Annotated in this window: 14 protein-coding genes and 1 rRNA gene; 13 read left to right on the top strand and 2 right to left on the bottom strand. The window is 73.6% G+C overall.

Annotation, left to right across the window (positions count from 1 at the left end):
* Positions 1-83: 83 nt before the first annotated feature.
* The 3 genes from rrf to ASC60_RS42475 all read left to right on the top strand — a co-directional run bounded on the left by rrf (position 84) and on the right by ASC60_RS42475 (position 2,192).
* A 5S ribosomal RNA gene (rrf, locus tag ASC60_RS37825) occupies positions 84-200 on the top strand.
* A gap of 223 nt (positions 201-423) precedes the next feature.
* Entirely contained in the window at positions 424-1,431 is a 1,008-nt protein-coding gene (locus ASC60_RS42480) for a hypothetical protein (RefSeq protein WP_234357321.1), read from the top strand.
* On the top strand, positions 1,410-2,192 hold the full coding sequence (locus ASC60_RS42475; protein WP_055558266.1) for a tetratricopeptide repeat protein: 783 nt from the start codon (positions 1,410-1,412) through the stop codon (positions 2,190-2,192). Before ASC60_RS42480 ends, ASC60_RS42475 begins: the two co-directional genes overlap by 22 nt.
* An 85-nt stretch (positions 2,193-2,277) precedes the next feature.
* On the opposite strand, the gene ASC60_RS37815 is transcribed toward ASC60_RS42475, so the two are convergent.
* Complete coding sequence (locus ASC60_RS37815; protein WP_055558261.1) at positions 2,278-3,561, bottom strand: DUF1015 domain-containing protein; 1,284 nt, start codon at positions 3,559-3,561, stop codon at positions 2,278-2,280.
* Positions 3,562-3,640: 79 nt separating this feature from the next.
* Between ASC60_RS37815 and ASC60_RS37810 the strand changes: the two genes are divergently transcribed.
* The 4 genes from ASC60_RS37810 (at position 3,641) to ASC60_RS37795 (ending at position 7,959) form a co-directional block, all read left to right on the top strand.
* On the top strand, positions 3,641-4,672 hold the full coding sequence (locus tag ASC60_RS37810) for an HAD-IIA family hydrolase (RefSeq protein WP_055558260.1): 1,032 nt from the start codon (positions 3,641-3,643) through the stop codon (positions 4,670-4,672).
* 118 nt (positions 4,673-4,790) lie between these two features.
* On the top strand, positions 4,791-5,852 hold the full coding sequence (locus ASC60_RS37805; RefSeq protein ID WP_055558259.1) for an iron ABC transporter permease: 1,062 nt from the start codon (positions 4,791-4,793) through the stop codon (positions 5,850-5,852).
* Positions 5,849-6,910 carry an iron chelate uptake ABC transporter family permease subunit gene (locus ASC60_RS37800; protein WP_055558258.1) on the top strand — a complete coding sequence of 354 codons (1,062 nt, stop codon included), beginning with the start codon at positions 5,849-5,851 and terminating at the stop codon, positions 6,908-6,910. The genes ASC60_RS37805 and ASC60_RS37800 overlap by 4 nt, the downstream gene beginning before the upstream one ends.
* On the top strand, positions 6,907-7,959 hold the full coding sequence (locus ASC60_RS37795; protein WP_234357319.1) for an ABC transporter ATP-binding protein: 1,053 nt from the start codon (positions 6,907-6,909) through the stop codon (positions 7,957-7,959). Before ASC60_RS37800 ends, ASC60_RS37795 begins: the two co-directional genes overlap by 4 nt.
* A 24-nt stretch (positions 7,960-7,983) precedes the next feature.
* Here the strand turns inward: ASC60_RS37795 and ASC60_RS37790 are convergent, their stop codons facing one another.
* Positions 7,984-8,331: a hypothetical protein gene (locus tag ASC60_RS37790; protein WP_055558257.1), complete on the bottom strand. Its 348-nt coding sequence runs from the start codon at positions 8,329-8,331 to the stop codon at positions 7,984-7,986.
* A gap of 66 nt (positions 8,332-8,397) precedes the next feature.
* On the opposite strand from ASC60_RS37790, the gene ASC60_RS37785 reads away from it, so the two are divergent.
* The 6 genes from ASC60_RS37785 to ASC60_RS37760 all read left to right on the top strand — a co-directional run bounded on the left by ASC60_RS37785 (position 8,398) and on the right by ASC60_RS37760 (position 15,254).
* Complete coding sequence (locus ASC60_RS37785) at positions 8,398-8,736, top strand: hypothetical protein (protein WP_055558256.1); 339 nt, start codon at positions 8,398-8,400, stop codon at positions 8,734-8,736.
* 50 nt (positions 8,737-8,786) lie between these two features.
* The gene (locus ASC60_RS37780) at positions 8,787-9,653 is read left to right on the top strand and encodes a TlyA family RNA methyltransferase (RefSeq protein ID WP_055558255.1); all 867 of its coding nucleotides are present in this window, start codon (positions 8,787-8,789) and stop codon (positions 9,651-9,653) included.
* Positions 9,654-9,700: 47 nt separating this feature from the next.
* The gene (locus tag ASC60_RS37775) at positions 9,701-10,615 is read left to right on the top strand and encodes an NAD kinase (RefSeq protein WP_370593017.1); all 915 of its coding nucleotides are present in this window, start codon (positions 9,701-9,703) and stop codon (positions 10,613-10,615) included.
* Positions 10,616-10,805: 190 nt separating this feature from the next.
* Positions 10,806-12,557 (top strand): DNA repair protein RecN, encoded by a 1,752-nt coding sequence (gene recN / locus ASC60_RS37770; protein WP_199831175.1) that lies wholly within the window; start codon positions 10,806-10,808, stop codon positions 12,555-12,557.
* Between the two features lie 249 nt (positions 12,558-12,806).
* Positions 12,807-13,940, top strand: coding sequence for a glycosyltransferase family 4 protein (locus ASC60_RS37765; RefSeq protein ID WP_055558262.1), 1,134 nt, complete (start codon positions 12,807-12,809; stop codon positions 13,938-13,940).
* A gap of 138 nt (positions 13,941-14,078) precedes the next feature.
* The gene (locus ASC60_RS37760) at positions 14,079-15,254 is read left to right on the top strand and encodes a glycoside hydrolase family 64 protein (RefSeq protein ID WP_055558254.1); all 1,176 of its coding nucleotides are present in this window, start codon (positions 14,079-14,081) and stop codon (positions 15,252-15,254) included.
* The last annotated feature ends 6 nt before the right edge of the window (positions 15,255-15,260 follow it).

Below are 15,260 nucleotides of genomic sequence, written 5' to 3'. Positions count from 1 at the left end.
CCGGGTTGCGAACAGTCGCACCGGTGAATCAGTTCCACTTACTTAATTGAAAAGTGTGCTTGTTCGCTAGAACCCGATAGGGTTTCGGTGGCCATTGCGTTAGGGAAACGCCCGGTTACATTTCGAACCCGGAAGCTAAGCCTTTCAGCGCCGATGGTACTGCAGGGGGGACCCTGTGGGAGAGTAGGACGCCGCCGAACAATCTTTGGAGGACCCCTGGTCCCAGCGTTCATGCTGGGACCAGGGGTCCTTTTTGTTTTGACCTGAAGACAGGAGTCACGTAGATGTCCACCAACTCTTCCGACGACCGGGGAGACCGCGAGCCGCGGCGCCGGGACGGCGGCGACCGGAGGGACTTCCGCGACTCCGGACCGCGCCGCGACGACCGTGATCGTGGTGGGTTCCGCAGGGATGACCGGCGTGATGACCGGCGTGACGACCGGCCCCGTGGGCCGCGTCGCGATGACGACCGTGGTGGACGCCCCAGCGGCGGCTATGGTCGCCGTGACGATCGAGGCGGCCGACCGGGCGGTGGCTACGAGCGCCGTGACGACCGGCGTGACGACCGTCCGCGTGGCCCGCGTCGTGACGACCGTGACGGTGGCTTCCGTCAGGGTGGTCAGGGCGGGTTCCGCCGTGATGACCGCCGCGATGACCGTGGTGGGTTCCGCAGGGACGACCGCAGGGACGACCGGCGGGATGACCGTGGTGGGTTCCGGCGTGACGATCGGCCCCGTGGGCCGCGTCGCGACGATGACCGTGGCGGACGTCCGGGCGGATTCGGCCACCGTGACGATCGCGGTGACCGGCCACGCGGTGGCTTCGACCGCCGGGACGACCGGCCCGCGTTCCGGCGTGATGACCGCCGTGATGATCGGCGTGACGACCGCGGCGGTTTCCGGCGTGACGACCGGCGCGACGACCGTCCGCGTGGCCCGCGTCGTGACGACCGTGACGGTGGCTTCCGTCAGGGTGGTCAGGGTGGTCAGGGCGGGTTCCGCCGTGATGACCGCCGCGATGACCGCCGCGATGATCGCGGTGGGTTCCGTCGCGACGACCGGCGTGATGACCGTGGTGGGTTCCGGCGGGACGACCGTCGCGACGACCGGCGTGACGATCGTGGTGGGTTCCGGCGTGATGACCGCCGTGATGACCGGCGTGATGACCGTGGTGGGTTCCGCAGGGACGACCGGCGCGATGACCGTCGCGACGATCGCCGCGACGACCGGCCCCGTGGGCCGCGGCGTGATGACCGCGATGGCGGCTTCCGCGGCGGGCGGGACGACCGTGGGTCTCGGCGTCCGTACGGCGGCGGCCAGGGGCGCGGGCGGGACGACCGGTCCGGGGGCTACGGCCGTCGTGACCGCGACGAGCGCGGCCGGGACCGCGACCGCGAGCCGATCAAGCGGCTGCCGATCCCCGAGGAGGTGACCGGTGACGAGATCGACAAGGACGTGCGGCAGGAGCTGCTGAGCCTGCCGAAGACCCTCGCCGAGGACGTCGCCAAGAACCTCGTCATGGTTGCCAAGCTGCTGGACGAGGACCCGGAGCGGGCCTACCAGTACTCGCGAGTCGCGCTGCGGCTCGCTTCCCGCGTCGCCGCCGTCCGTGAGGCGGCGGGGTTCGCGTCGTACGCCGTCGCGAAGTACTCGGAGGCGCTGGCGGAGTTCCGTGCCGCGCGCCGTATGACCGGCAACAACGACCTGTGGCCGGTGATGGCCGACTGCGAGCGCGGCATGGGCCGTCCCGAGCGGGCGCTGACCATGGCCGGTGAGCCCGAGGTGCAGAAGCTGGACCGGGCCGGGCAGGTCGAGATGCGGCTGGTGGCCGCCGGTGCCCGGCGCGACATGGGCCAGACCGACGCCGCCGTCGTCACCCTGCAGAGCCCGGAGCTGGCTTCGAACTCCGTCCAGCCGTGGACCGCGCGGCTGCGGTACGCCTACGCCGACGCGCTGCTGGCCGTCGGCCGTGAGGACGAGGCGCGGGAGTGGTTCGCCAAGGCGCTGGAGGCGGACCAGGGCGGCACCACGGACGCCTCCGACCGGCTCGCGGAGCTGGATGGTGTCGAGTTCGTGGACGCGCTGGACGATGATGAGGCCGCCGTGGAGGCCGAGCCGGCCGAGCAGGTCGTGGAGGCCGCGGAGGTCACGAAGGACGCCGCCGAGGACACGGCGGACAGCGACGGCAGCTGATGCCTGAGGGCGGATCCCCGGCCACCACCCCCGGCCGGGGCTCCGCCCTCTTCGCTTTAACGGGCCTCTTCGGGACGTCCGCCGCTCAGCCCAGGGTGAGGCTGCGCAGCACCAGCCCGGTGGCGGGCTTCGGGCCGAAGGACGTCGACTTGCGCGGCATCGCGACCCCCTGCCGCGCCAGCTCGCGGACGACCTCCTCGCGCACCGGATGCATCAGCACCGCCGTGCCGCCGTGCCGCTCCGCCTGTTCGACGGCCGCTTCCGCGTCGTGGATGTAGCCGATGTGCTCGGCGGTGTCCGGGATCTGCCAGAGGTGGTCCAGGAGCAGCGAGTGCAGGACCGTCGCGTCCAGCGCGCGCCAGGCCTCCGGCCGCCCCTCGGGGACCGTACGGGCCAGCAGCCCGGGGTCGGGCCGGTCGAGCAGATGGAATCCGCCGTCGCCCGCGAGCAGGAACGCGTTTCCACCGTCCGGTGCGGTGGCCGCCTCGGCGAGGGCGTCCAGGGCGCGGGGCAGCGGGCCGTCGATGGTCCGTACCCGGAAGGCGGTGCGCGCCGTGGCCAGGGCCTTGGCCACCGGAAGGTGGCGCAGCAGCCGGTGGATGGCCCGGACCCGGAGCGGGTAGCGGGCGGTGTCGACGAGCAGGACGAGGCCGAAGTCCCAGGGGCCGGGCTCGGCCCGCTCCTCGCGCAGCCGCAGATAGGTGGCCCAGCGGTGGTGGCCGTCGGCGATGAGGGCCTGGTGGCCGCGCAGATCGGCGGCGATCTCGACCAGGTCGGCCGGGTCGGTGACCCGCCACAGATGGTGGGCGAAGCCGTCCTCGGTGGTGGTGGAGAGCAACGGCTCGTGCCGGATGGTGCGTTCGATGACCTCTGCCGCACCGCCGTTCCCGTTGCCCCGGTAGGCGAGCAGCAGGGGTTCGAGGTTGGCGGCGGTGGCGCGCATCAGGTCGGCGCGGTCCTCGACGATGTGCGGCATGACCTCCTCGTGCGGGAGGACGACGCCCTCCTCGCGCGGGCTCAGCCGCAGGGCGCCGATCAGCCCGCGCTGGAGGCTATGGCTGTCGCGCTGTTCGTAGACGTACAGGGCCGGTTCGGGATCGGGGGCGAGGATGCCGTCGGCCTGCCAGCGGCGCAGCGTGTCCGCGGCCTGCCGGTGGCGGTCGGCGGGGGTGCCGGCCTGCGGGAGGATGAGCCGGACGATGTTGTGGGGATCGGCGGTCTCGAGTTCGCGCAGACCGTCGGGGCGTACGACCACGTCGTAGGGCGGTGAGGTGACGGCGGCGAGACTGCCGACCTGTTCCGCGACATAGCGCAGCCCCCGGAAGGGGGTGAGCTGGAGACCTTGCCCGCCAGGCCCTGAAGTGCTCATTAGAGAATGTTATGCCCCGGTCGTCGGTGCGCCATGATCGGGGCGAGAACGCATGGATCTGCGAGGAGAGTGTGCCCCCATGAAACAGACCGTCCGGATCGCGCCCGAGGGCAGCCAGCGGTCGCTGAACGAGGCGTACGACACCGCGCTGCTGGACCTCGACGGGGTGGTGTACGCGGGTGGCGAGGCCATCGCGCACGCCGTGGAGTCGCTCGTCACCGCCCGGGACGACGGGATGCGGCTGGCGTATGTGACCAACAACGCGCTGCGTACGCCGCAGACCGTCGCCGAGCACCTGACCCGGCTCGGGGTGCCCGCCGGGGCCGAGGACGTGATCACTTCGGCGCAGGCGGTCGCCCGGCTGATCTCCGAGCAGCTGCCGCAGGGCGCGCGGGTGCTGGTGATCGGCGGGGAGGGGCTGCGGGTGGCGCTGCGCGAGCGCGGGCTGCTGCCGGTGGAGTCCGCCGATGACGACCCGGCGGCGGTGGTCCAGGGGTACGGCGGACCGGACCTGCCGTGGGCGCGGCTGATGGAGGCGGGCTACGCGGTGGCGCGCGGGGTGCCGTGGTACGCGTCCAATACGGATCTGACGATTCCGAGCGGCCGCGGGATCGCGCCGGGCAACGGCGCGGCGGTGGAGGTCGTACGGATCGTGACGGGCCGGGACCCGCAGGTCGCGGGCAAGCCGCTGCCGCCGATGCACCGGGAGACGATCCTGCGGACCGGGGCCCGGCGGCCGCTGGTGGTGGGGGACCGGCTGGACACCGATATCGAGGGGGCGTACGCGGGCGGCGTCGACTCGCTCCTCGTGCTGACCGGGGTGACGACCCCGGCGCAGCTGCTGGCCGCGGAGCCGAAGCACCGTCCGGCCTATGTGGACCGCGACTTGCGGGGGCTGCTGACGCCCCAGCCGGTCGTCGAACCGGTCGACGGGGGCTTCCGGTGCGGAGGTTGGACCGCGCGGGCGGGCGACGGCGCGCTGCTGCTGGAGGGGGACGGCGATGAGCCGCTGGACGGGCTGCGTGCGCTGTGCGCGGCGGCCTGGAACGCGGCGGGGGAGGGCATGAGCGACGCGGACGCGGGGAAGGCGTTGGCTCGGCTCGGATGGTGAGAGAGCGCCAGGGCCCCGGGCGATGTGACCGGGACGGGGCCCGCCCGGGTGCCACAAGCGCGGCTTAGGGTAACCTAACCTAAGTCTTGACCGGCCGTGCTGTGAGGTGGAGTTCCGCGTGACCCTGGTCAGTCCGGTGAAAACCGGACCCGAGGAGGCGACCGATACGGGGGCCCCGCCACCCCGTCGGCACAGCGCGCGTCGAGCGGCCGGGCTCGTCGTCTCCCTCTGCCTGCTGGTGGCCGTCGCGGCCGCCAGTGTCGCGATCGGCGCCAAGCCGATCGCGCCGGGGGACGTCTGGCACGGGCTGTTCCACTACACCGGCAGCGACACCGACGTGGTGATCAAGGACGTACGGCTGCCACGCACCCTCCTCGGGCTGCTCGTGGGCCTCGGCCTCGGGCTCGCGGGCGCGGTCATCCAGGCCCTCACCCGCAACCCGCTCGCCGACCCCGGGCTGCTGGGGCTGAACGCGGGCGCGTCCGCCTCCGTCGTCTCCGCGATCAGCTTTCTCGGCGTCACCTCCCTGACCGGCTATGTGTGGTTCGCCTTCCTCGGCACCGCCGTCGCCTCCGTGCTGGTGTACGCGCTCGGCGGCACCCGGGGCGCCACTCCGGTGCGGCTCGCGCTCGCCGGTACGGCCGTGTACGCGGCGCTCTACGGCTACATCAACTCCGTACAGCTGCTGGACAGTGCGGCGCTCGACAAGATGCGCTTCTGGACGGTCGGTTCGCTCGCCTCCGCCAATATGGCCGTGGTCCGCCAGGTGGCCCCGTTCCTCCTGGTCGGCGCGGTGCTGGCGCTGCTGCTCGGCCGTTCGCTGAACGCGGTGGCGCTCGGCGACGAAACGGCGCGCGCGCTCGGCACCCACCTGGGCCGCACCCGGGCGCTGTCCATGCTGGCCGTCACCCTGCTGTGCGGGGCCGCGACCGCCGCCTGCGGTCCGATCGCCTTCGTGGGGCTGATGGTTCCGCACCTGGTCCGGGCGCTCACCGGACCCGATATGCGCTGGACGCTGCCGTACGCCGCCGTGCTGTCGCCCGTCCTGCTGCTGGGCTCCGACGTCATCGGGCGGCTCGTCGCCCGGCCCGCCGAACTCCAGGTCGGCGTCGTCACCTCGCTCGTCGGCGGGCCCGTCTTCCTCTACCTCGTACGCCGCCGAAGGATGGCCCAACTGTGAACGCGAGCAAGCGCACCACGCCCAGGGCGGGCGGAGTCACGCTGCGCACCGGTGGCTTCTCGCTGCGCCTGGACGTCCGCGCCGCGGTCGTGGGGCTGCTGCTGCTCGCCGTGGCGCTGGCGATGAGCGTGGTCCTGATCGGCACCGGCGACTTCCCCATGGGCCCCGCCGATGTGCTCCGCAGCCTGGCCGGGAACGGCACCATGGCCCAGGACTTCATCGTCCACGACCTGCGGCTGCCGCGCGTCCTGGTCGGGCTGCTGGTCGGCGCGGCCCTCGGGCTGGCCGGGGCGGTCTTCCAGTCCATCTCCCGCAACCCGCTGGGCAGCCCGGACGTGATCGGTTTCGGGCAGGGCTCGGCGGCCGGGGCGCTCACCGTGATCGTCCTCTTCCAGGGCGACCCGGCCGAGGTCGCCGCCGGTGCGATCGGCGGCGGTCTGCTGACCGGCCTCGGGGTGTACGCGCTGGCCTGGCGGCGGGGCGTCCACGGCTACCGGCTGGTGCTGGTCGGCATCGGCGCCACCGCGATGCTCGCCGCCGTCAACGGCTATCTGCTCACCAAGGCCGACCTGCCCGACGCCACCCGCGCGGTGGTGTGGCTGACCGGCTCGCTGGGCGGGCGCGACTGGAGCCAGGTCTGGCCGCTGGCCTGCGTCTGCGCTGTCCTGCTGCCCGTGGTCCTCGGGCAGGCGCGGGGTCTGCGGATGCTGGAGATGGGCGACGACAGCGCGTACGCCCTAGGGGTGCGGGTCGAGCGGACCCGGCTGGTGCTGATGTTCGCGGGCGTCCTGCTGACCGCCTCCGCCACGGCCGCCGCCGGGCCCGTCGCCTTCGTGGCGCTCGTCGCCCCGCAGCTGGCCCGCAGGCTGACCCGTTCGGCCGGTCCCAACCTGCTCCCCTCGGCCTGGATGGGCGCGGCCCTGCTGGTCACCGCCGACTGGTCCGCGCAGCGGGCCTTCGGCGCCGACCAGCTGCCGGTCGGGGCGCTGACCGGGATGCTGGGCGGCTGCTATCTGCTGTGGCTGCTGGTGACCGAGCGCAAGGCGGGGCGGATATGACGGAACGTGAGCCCGGCCAGGCCATCGAGGGCGACAAGGTCATCAAGGGCGACGAGGGCATCAAGGGCTACAAGGTCATCAAGGGCTACAAGGTCATCAAGGGCGACGAGGGCATCAAGGGCTACAGGGAAAAGGACACCGGGCACACCGTGGCTTCCAGCACCATCACCAGCACCAGCACCAGCAAGACGACCGATCGGCAGCGGCTCACCGCCGAGGGGCTGACCCTCGCGTACGACCGGCGCACCGTCGCCGAGGAGCTGTCGGTCGCCATCCCCGACCACTCCTTCACGGTGATCGTCGGACCCAACGCCTGCGGCAAGTCCACCCTGCTGCGCGCCCTGTCCCGGATGCTGAAGCCGACGGCCGGATCGGTGCTGCTGGACGGCGAGGCGATCGGTTCGCTGCCCGCCAAGAAGGTCGCCCGCACCCTCGGCCTGCTGCCGCAGTCCTCCATCGCCCCGGACGGGATCACCGTCGCCGACCTCGTCGCCCGCGGCCGCTATCCGCACCAGGGGCTGCTGCGGCAGTGGTCGGAGACGGACGAGCGGATCGTCCAGGAGTCGATGGCGGCGACCGGCGTGGCGGAGCTGGCGGATCGCTATGTCGACGAACTGTCCGGCGGGCAGCGCCAGCGGGTGTGGATCGCCATGGCCATCGCCCAGCAGACCCCGCTGCTGCTCCTGGACGAGCCGACGACGTACCTGGACATCCAGCACCAGATCGACGTCCTCGACTTGTGCGCCCAGCTCCACGAGGAGCGGGGCCGCACCCTCGTCGCGGTGCTGCACGACCTGAACCACGCCGCCCGGTACGCCACGCATCTGATCGCGATGCGGGGCGGGGAGATCGTCGCGGAGGGGGCGCCGGGGGACATCGTCACGGCGGAGCTGGTGGAGCGGGTCTTCGGGCTGCGCTGCCAGGTCATCGACGATCCGGAGACGGGGACGCCGCTGGTGATACCGGCCGCCCGCCGGTCCCGTGAGGCCGCCGGGACGGAGGCGGAGGCGGGGGTGGAGCCGCCGGCCGCGGCGGCGAGCGAGTCCTGAGCCGCCGATACCCCGGGCGTAGGGCTAGAGCAGCTTCCGCAGCCGCAGCAGGTCGCGCAGCCCGGCCTCCAGTTTGACCCGGCCGCTGCCCCAGGCGCGGGCGAAGTGCAGCTCGCCGCCGACCAGGGCCACCAGGTCGTCGCCGGACATCGTCAGCCGGATCTGGGCGCGCTCGGCCGGTGGGCCGGGGGCGGCCGTCACGTCCTCGATGCGGCTGTCCACGAGACGGCCCAGGAAGGTCGTGTCGAGGTCGGTGATCCAGCAGCTCACGGAGCGGTCGAGCGCGGCGGCGCCGCGGAGGTCCCCGTCCGCGCCCGCGAGGTTCTCCGCCAGTTTGTCCAGTGCGTCGCGGCACTGTTCCACGGTGGCCATCGCCGATGACGGTACCGCAGGTCGTGCCCCGTCGGAGAACGCGCGCTTCGCGGTAGCGTCGGGTGCATGAACGAGCCGATGCCGGGCGGGCGGCCCGGGCCAGAGCCGGTGCCGGAGCCCGTCGCGGGGCCGGTGGCGGAGCCCGTCGAGGCGGCCCCCGGGCCCTCCGGGGCGCCCGTGGCGGCGCCCTCCGGACCCGCCGGTCCGGCTCCGCTCGGGGGCGGCGTTACGCCCACCGGCGTCCCCGACGTCGACACCCGGCTCGACCGGCTGGCCGACGCGGACGACCTCCCCGTGAGCGGTCACCTGGAGGTGTACGAGGATGTGCACCGGGGCCTGCGGGACACGCTGACGGCACTCGACCGGCGGCCCGGGCCCCCGGCCCCGCCCGGCCCCTCCTCATGACGACATGACGACGATCCGCCCCGACCCCAGGAGCTGAACCACCCGTGGCAGTGACCCGCCCACGACGCGTACGACTCGACGCGGAGCTGGTGCGCCGCAAGCTGGCCCGCTCGCGTGAGCACGCGAGCCAGCTGATCGCGGCGGGCCGTGTGACCGTCGGCGGGGCCACCGCGACCAAGGCCGCGACGCAGGTCGAGACCAGTGCCGCGGTCGTGGTGATCGACGACGACAGCGATCCGGACTATGTCTCGCGCGGCGGCCACAAGCTCGCCGGCGCGCTGTACGCGTTCAGCGAGGAGTACCGCGCGGGGGCGGGGCGGCTGACCGAACCCACCCCGGTCTCCGGTTCCGGGCTGACCGTCGCCGGACGGCGGGCGCTGGACGCGGGGGCGTCCACCGGCGGCTTCACCGACGTCCTGCTGCGCGCGGGCGCCGCCCATGTCATCGCCGCGGACGTCGGCTATGGGCAACTTGCATGGTCTTTGCAAAGTGATGAACGCGTGACCGTTCTCGACCGTACGAACGTACGCGAGCTGACGCCGGAGCAGATAGGAGGCGAGCCCGTGGACCTTGTCGTCGGGGATCTCTCCTTCATTCCGCTCGGGCTGGTGCTGCCCGCCCTGGTGCGCTGCACCGCTCCCGACGCCGATCTGGTGCTGATGGTCAAGCCACAGTTCGAGGTCGGCAAGGAGCGGCTCGGCAGCGGTGGAGTCGTCCGCAGCGCACACTTGCGCGCCGAGGCGGTGCGGACGGTGGCTCATCAGGCGGCGGACCTGGGGCTGGGCGTACTCGGCGTGACCGCCAGCCCGCTGCCGGGGCCGTCGGGGAACGTCGAGTACTTTTTGTGGATGCGCGCCGGGGCGCCGGCACTGGACCCGGACGATGTTGACCGTGCAGTGGCGGAGGGGCCCAGTTGACCACTTCAGAAGCAGCGGCAAAGGCGGAGTCGGCGGCGGAGACGGAGATCAAGCCGACGCCCGAGGCGATCGCCGACCGCACCGTGTTCCTCCTCGCGCACACCGGCCGCCCGGCGGCCATCCGCAGCGCGGAGCTCGTCGTCCAGGGGCTGCTGCGCAGCGGCATCGGGGTGCGGGTGCTCGCCGCCGAGGCCGCGGACCTGCCGCTGCCGCCCGCCGTCGAACGGGTCGACGCGGACCGGGACGTGCTCGACGGCTGTGAACTGCTGGTGGTGCTCGGCGGGGACGGGACGCTGCTGCGCGGCGCGGAGTTCTCGCGCATCTCCGGCGTGCCGATGCTCGGCGTCAACCTGGGCCGGGTCGGCTTCCTGGCCGAGGCCGAGCGGGACGACCTGGACAAGGTCGTGGACCGGGTGGTGAGCCGCCAGTACGAGGTCGAGGAGCGCATGACCATCGATGTGCTGGTCCGCAACGACGGGCACATCGTGCACACCGACTGGGCACTGAACGAGGCATCGGTGGAGAAGGCGGCGCGCGAGCGGCTGCTGGAGGTCGTCACCGAGGTCGACGGCCGGCCGGTCTCCCGCTTCGGCGGCGACGGCGTGGTGTGCGCGACCCCGACCGGCTCGACGGCGTACGCCTTCTCGGCCGGCGGCCCGGTGGTGTGGCCCGAGGTCGAGGCGCTGCTGATGGTCCCGATCAGCGCGCACGCCCTGTTCGCGAAGCCGCTGGTGACGACCCCGGAGTCGGTGCTCGCGGTCGAGGTGCAGCCGCAGACCCCGCACGGGGTGCTGTGGTGCGACGGGCGGCGCACCGTGGAGCTGCCCGCCGGGGCGCGGGTGGAGGTGCGCAGGGGAGCGGTGCCGGTCCGGCTGGCCCGGCTGCACCACGCGTCGTTCACCGACCGGCTGGTGGCGAAGTTCGCGCTGCCGGTGGCCGGCTGGCGCGGCGCGCCGCACTAGCCCGGAGACCGCCCGCCCGGCGGGTCGCCCGGCAGGGGGAGGGGATCGGGAAAACCCTTTCGAGGGGGTACGTCCGTAAACGCTCCCCGCCGCGCGGAAGACGAGGTGGTGCGGCCACCGGGCGATCACCCGGAGCGACGGCGCGGCGGTCCCCGGGGGTGGCCGTCGCGAGGTGGCCGGTAAACCTCGTATGGTCTTGCACGTGCTGGAGGAGATGCGGATACGTGCGCTGGGTGTCATCGACGATGCCGTGGTCGAGCTGTCACCGGGCTTCACCGCGGTAACCGGCGAGACCGGCGCGGGCAAGACCATGGTCGTCACCAGCCTCGGGCTGCTGCTCGGCGGGCGCGCCGACGCGGCCCTGGTGCGGATCGGCGCCAAGGCGGCGGTCGTCGAGGGCCGGATCACGGTCGACGCCCGCTCGGCCGTCGCCGTACGGGCCGAGGAGGCGGGGGCCGAACTCGACGACGGGGCGCTGCTGATCAGCCGTACCCTCTCCGCCGAAGGCCGGTCCCGCGCCCATGTGGGCGGCCGGTCCGTGCCGGTGGGGCTGCTCGGGGAACTGGCCGACGACCTGGTGGCCGTTCACGGACAGACCGATCAGCAGGGTCTGATGCGGCCCGCCCGGCAGCGCCAGGCGCTGGACCGGTACGCGGGCGCCGCCGTCGCCGGGCCGCTGGAGAAGTACGCGGGCGCCTACCGGCGGCTGCGCGCCGTCGCCGCCGAACTGGACGAGCTGACCACGCGGGCGCGCGAGCGGGAGCAGGAGGCCGATCTGCTCCGCTTCGGCCTGGAGGAGGTCGCCGCGGCCGAGCCACGGGCGGGCGAGGACGACGAACTCGCCGCCGAGGCCGAGCGGCTGGGCCACGCCGAGGCCCTCGCGTCCGCCGCCGCCCTCGCGCACACCGCCCTCGCGGGCAACCCGGAGGACCCCGAGGGCGTGGACGCCGCCACCCTCGTCGGCGGCGCCCACCGCGCCCTGGAGGCGGTCCGCTCCCACGACCCCGCCCTCGCCGCCCTCGCCGACCGCATCGGCGAGGTGGGCATCCTGCTGTCCGACGTGGCCGGTGAACTCGCCGGGTACGCCGACGATCTGGACGCCGACCCGCTGCGGCTCGCCGCCGTGGAGGAGCGCCGCGCCGCCCTGGCCCAGCTGACCCGCAAGTACGGCGAGAACATCAGCGACGTGCTGGCCTGGGCCGAGCAGGGCGCCGCCCGGCTCGCCGAACTGGACGGCGACGACGACCGCATCAGCGAGCTGACGGCCGAACGCGACGCGCTCCGCGCCGACCTGGGCGGGCTGGCCCAGGCGCTCACCGACGCCCGCAACGAGGCCGCGGCGCGCTTCGCCGAGGCCGTCACCGAAGAGCTGGCGTCCCTCGCGATGCCGCACGCCCGGGTGACGTTCGCGATCCGGCAGACCGAGGCCGCGGACGAGGCGGCCGGGATCGAGGTCGACGGGCGGGCGGTGACGTACGGTCCGCACGGCGCCGACGAGGTCGAGCTGCTGCTCGCCCCCCACCCCGGCGCCCCGCCGCGCCCCATCGCCAAGGGCGCCTCGGGCGGTGAGCTGTCCCGGGTGATGCTCGCGGTCGAGGTCGTCTTCGCGGGCTCCGACCCCGTACCGACCTATCTCTTCGACGAGGTGGACGCCGGGGTCGGCGGCAAGGCCGCGGTCGAGGTGGGCCGCCGGCTGGCCCGGCTGGCCCGGTCCGCCCAGGTGGTGGTCGTCACCCACCTGCCGCAGGTCGCCGCGTTCGCGGACCGGCACCTGGTGGTGGAGAAGACGAACGACGGGGCGGTGACGCGCAGCGGCGTGAAGGCCATGGAGGGCGAGGACCGGGTCCGGGAGCTGTCCCGGATGCTGGCCGGACAGGAGGATTCGGAGCTGGCCCGGGCGCACGCGGAGGAACTGCTGGAGGCGGCGCGCACCGGCCGCTGACCTCGGCGCCCCGGGATTCCCCGGCGGTCGGGCGGAACCCGCGAGGTTCACCCGTGCGGGTGGTGCCACGGACGTACGGGCGAGCGCTGGGCGGGCGTCACATGGGAACGTTGCGGCGAGCGCACCGCGAGTGCTGGCATTCTTGGCGCAGGCACCCGCGGCGCGTCCGCACCGCATCCGCGGCGCACCCGCAGCGCGCCACCGCACCTCCGACATCGCCCCAGGAGCTCCGCCCGAGTGAGCAGTACCGTGAGCAACACCCCGGTCCCGCCGCACGGACAGCCGTCGCTGCACGCCGTTCAGGTGCTGGGCGAAGGCACTTCGGGCAGCGGGGTGCACGTGCGGTCGCTGTCGGCCGGGCTGGTGGCGCGCGGGCTGCGGGTGACGGTCTGCGGGCCCTGGAGCGCCGAGCACGGGTACGGCTTTTCGGAGGCGGGCGCCCGGTTCGCGCCGCTCGACGGCCGTACGGACGCCGGGAGCGTCGCGTCGATCCGTACCGCCTCCGTCGGCGCCGGGCTGGTGCACGCGCACGGGCTGTGGCCCGGTCTGCTGGCCGCGCTCGCGCTGCGCGGCCGGGGCGTCCCGCTCGTCGTCACCTGGCACACCAAGCGGGAGGCCGAGGGGCCGCGGGCGCGCGTCGTGCGGCTGATGGAGCGGCGGGTGGCGCGCGCCGCGGCGATCGTGCTGGGGGTCTCCTCGGACCTGGTGGACCGGGCCCGCGACCGCGGGGCGCGCGACGCCCGGCTCGCGCCGGTCGCGGTGCCCGCGCCGCCCCGCGCGCCCGAGACGGACGACGGTGCCCGCCAGAAGGCGCGCGCGGAACTGGGCGCGGTGGAGCGGGCCCTGCTGCTCGCGGTCGGCCGTCTGGACGCCGTCGCGGGCCTCGGGCCGCTGCTGGACGCGGCGCGCCACTGGAGCTCCCTGGACCCGCCGCCGCTGCTGGCGATCGCGGGGGAGGGGCCGGACCGTGCGCTGCTGCAGAGCCGGATCGACGCCGAAGGGCTCCCGGTGCGGCTGCTCGGCCGCCGGGACGATGTGCCCGGCCTGCTGGCCGCCGCCGACGTCGCGGTGCTCTCCAGCCGCTGGGAGGCGCGCTCGCTGCTGGCCCAGGAGGCGCTGCACGCGGGGGTGCCGCTGGTCGCCACGGCGGTGGGCGGGGTGCCCGAACTGGTGGGCGAGGCCGCCGAACTCGTCCCGTACGGTGACCCCGGCGCCCTGGCCGGCGCCGTGACCCGGTTGCTGGCCGACCCCGGGCGCCGCGCGGAGCTGACCGCGGCGGGGCGGGCGCGGACCGCGGAGTGGCCGTCGGAGGACGACACGGTGGCCCATGTCCTCAGCGTCTACGACGAATTGGTGCAGACCTTTATGCGCACAGGGGGTTGACGCCCCCCGGCGTCGATCGGCAGGGTGCTGCGCGGTGGACCGAGAGAGCGCTCTCCGCTGACGCGACCTCCGTCTTTCCCCATGGCATGTGCTGTGCCATGTCCCGGCAACCCCCACTACGCCGAGGAGTGCTTTGTCATGATCACGCGCAGAATGCTGCTGAGTGGAATCGCCGCGTCCGCCGCTGCCGCGGGCACCGGCCTCACGCTCGCCAGTGGCCGCGCCGGCGCGGCCCAGGGCCCGACGAGCGCCGCTGAAACGCTTCCCCTCACGGTCGTCAACAAGACCGGCCAGTTCGGCAACGCGTCGGTGTGGCTCTACATCGTCGGCAACGACGGCGACCGGCAGGTCCGGGTCACCCCCGACGGCGCCCTCGCCCCCGTCGCGGCCTCCGACAACGGCCCCGACGGCTTCGCCGACTACGCCATCCCGCTCGCGGCGAACGGCGACACCAGGCTGACGCTGCCCCGGATGTCCGGCCGGATCTATGTCGCGCTGGGCGCCAAGCTCAAGTTCAAGGTGGTGACGGACGGGGCGGGCAAGGCCGCGCTGCAGTACCCGGCGGGCTGGGTGTCCGGCGACCCGAACTACCAGGTCATGCACGACTGCGCGGAGTTCACCTTCAACGCCGCCGGGATGTTCTGCAACACCACCATGGTCGACATGTTCAGCGTCCCGCTCGCCATCCGCCTCACCGGCGCCAAGGACCAGACGACCGGGGCCCTCAAGGACGGCGCCCGCGCCAAGGTCTTCTCCGACCTCCGCGCCGTCGACGATTTCAAGAAGCTCATCGTCGGGGACGATCTACGGGTCATCGCGCCCGGCCACGGCATGGGCGCGGGACTGTTCGCACCGGACTACTTCGCGTCGTACATCGACCAGGTCTGGGACACCTACGGATCGAAGGACCTCAAGGTCACCACCAACGCGGGCACCTTCACCGGCCGCGTCAGCGGCGGCAGGCTCTCCTTCACCGGCCCCGCCGCGGTCGCCTTCGACAAGCCGTCCACCAAGGACGTGCTGTTCTGCGACGGCGCCCTGGCCGCGCCCAACGACGGTACGACGGGGCCGGTCGCCGCCATCCTCGGCGCGGGCTTCAACCGCACCACGCTGCACGACACCGCCGCCCAGCCCACGGCCGACCCGGCCGCCTTCTACGGGGAGCCGGTCACCCACCACTACGCCAGGGCGATGCACGCGGCGACCGCCGACGGCAAGGCGTACGGCTTCGCCTTCGACGACGTGGCCGATTTCGCGTCGTACATCCAGGACACCGCCCCGACCGGGATCACCCTCACCCTGACCCCGTTCTAGTGCCGC

The organism is Streptomyces sp. NBRC 110028, from assembly GCF_001417735.1.
Classification (GTDB): domain Bacteria; phylum Actinomycetota; class Actinomycetes; order Streptomycetales; family Streptomycetaceae; genus Streptomyces.
Note: the sequence above shows the minus strand (reverse complement) of the source record. Positions and strands in the feature narration are given on the sequence as shown.

Bases quoted from the DNA above. Each gene is read 5' to 3' on its own strand.
- ASC60_RS42480 (WP_234357321.1), top strand. From the start codon at position 424: ATGACCGGCGTGACGACCGGCCCCGTGGGCCGCGTCGCGATGACGACC.
- ASC60_RS37815 (WP_055558261.1), bottom strand. From the start codon at position 3,561: ATGAGCACTTCAGGGCCTGGCGGGCAAGGTCTCCAGCTCACCCCCTTC.
- ASC60_RS37810 (WP_055558260.1), top strand. From the start codon at position 3,641: ATGAAACAGACCGTCCGGATCGCGCCCGAGGGCAGCCAGCGGTCGCTG.
- ASC60_RS37795 (WP_234357319.1), top strand. From the start codon at position 6,907: ATGACGGAACGTGAGCCCGGCCAGGCCATCGAGGGCGACAAGGTCATC.
- ASC60_RS37790 (WP_055558257.1), bottom strand. From the start codon at position 8,331: ATGGCCACCGTGGAACAGTGCCGCGACGCACTGGACAAACTGGCGGAG.
- ASC60_RS37785 (WP_055558256.1), top strand. From the start codon at position 8,398: ATGAACGAGCCGATGCCGGGCGGGCGGCCCGGGCCAGAGCCGGTGCCG.
- recN (WP_199831175.1), top strand. From the start codon at position 10,806: ATGGTCTTGCACGTGCTGGAGGAGATGCGGATACGTGCGCTGGGTGTC.
- ASC60_RS37760 (WP_055558254.1), top strand. From the start codon at position 14,079: ATGATCACGCGCAGAATGCTGCTGAGTGGAATCGCCGCGTCCGCCGCT.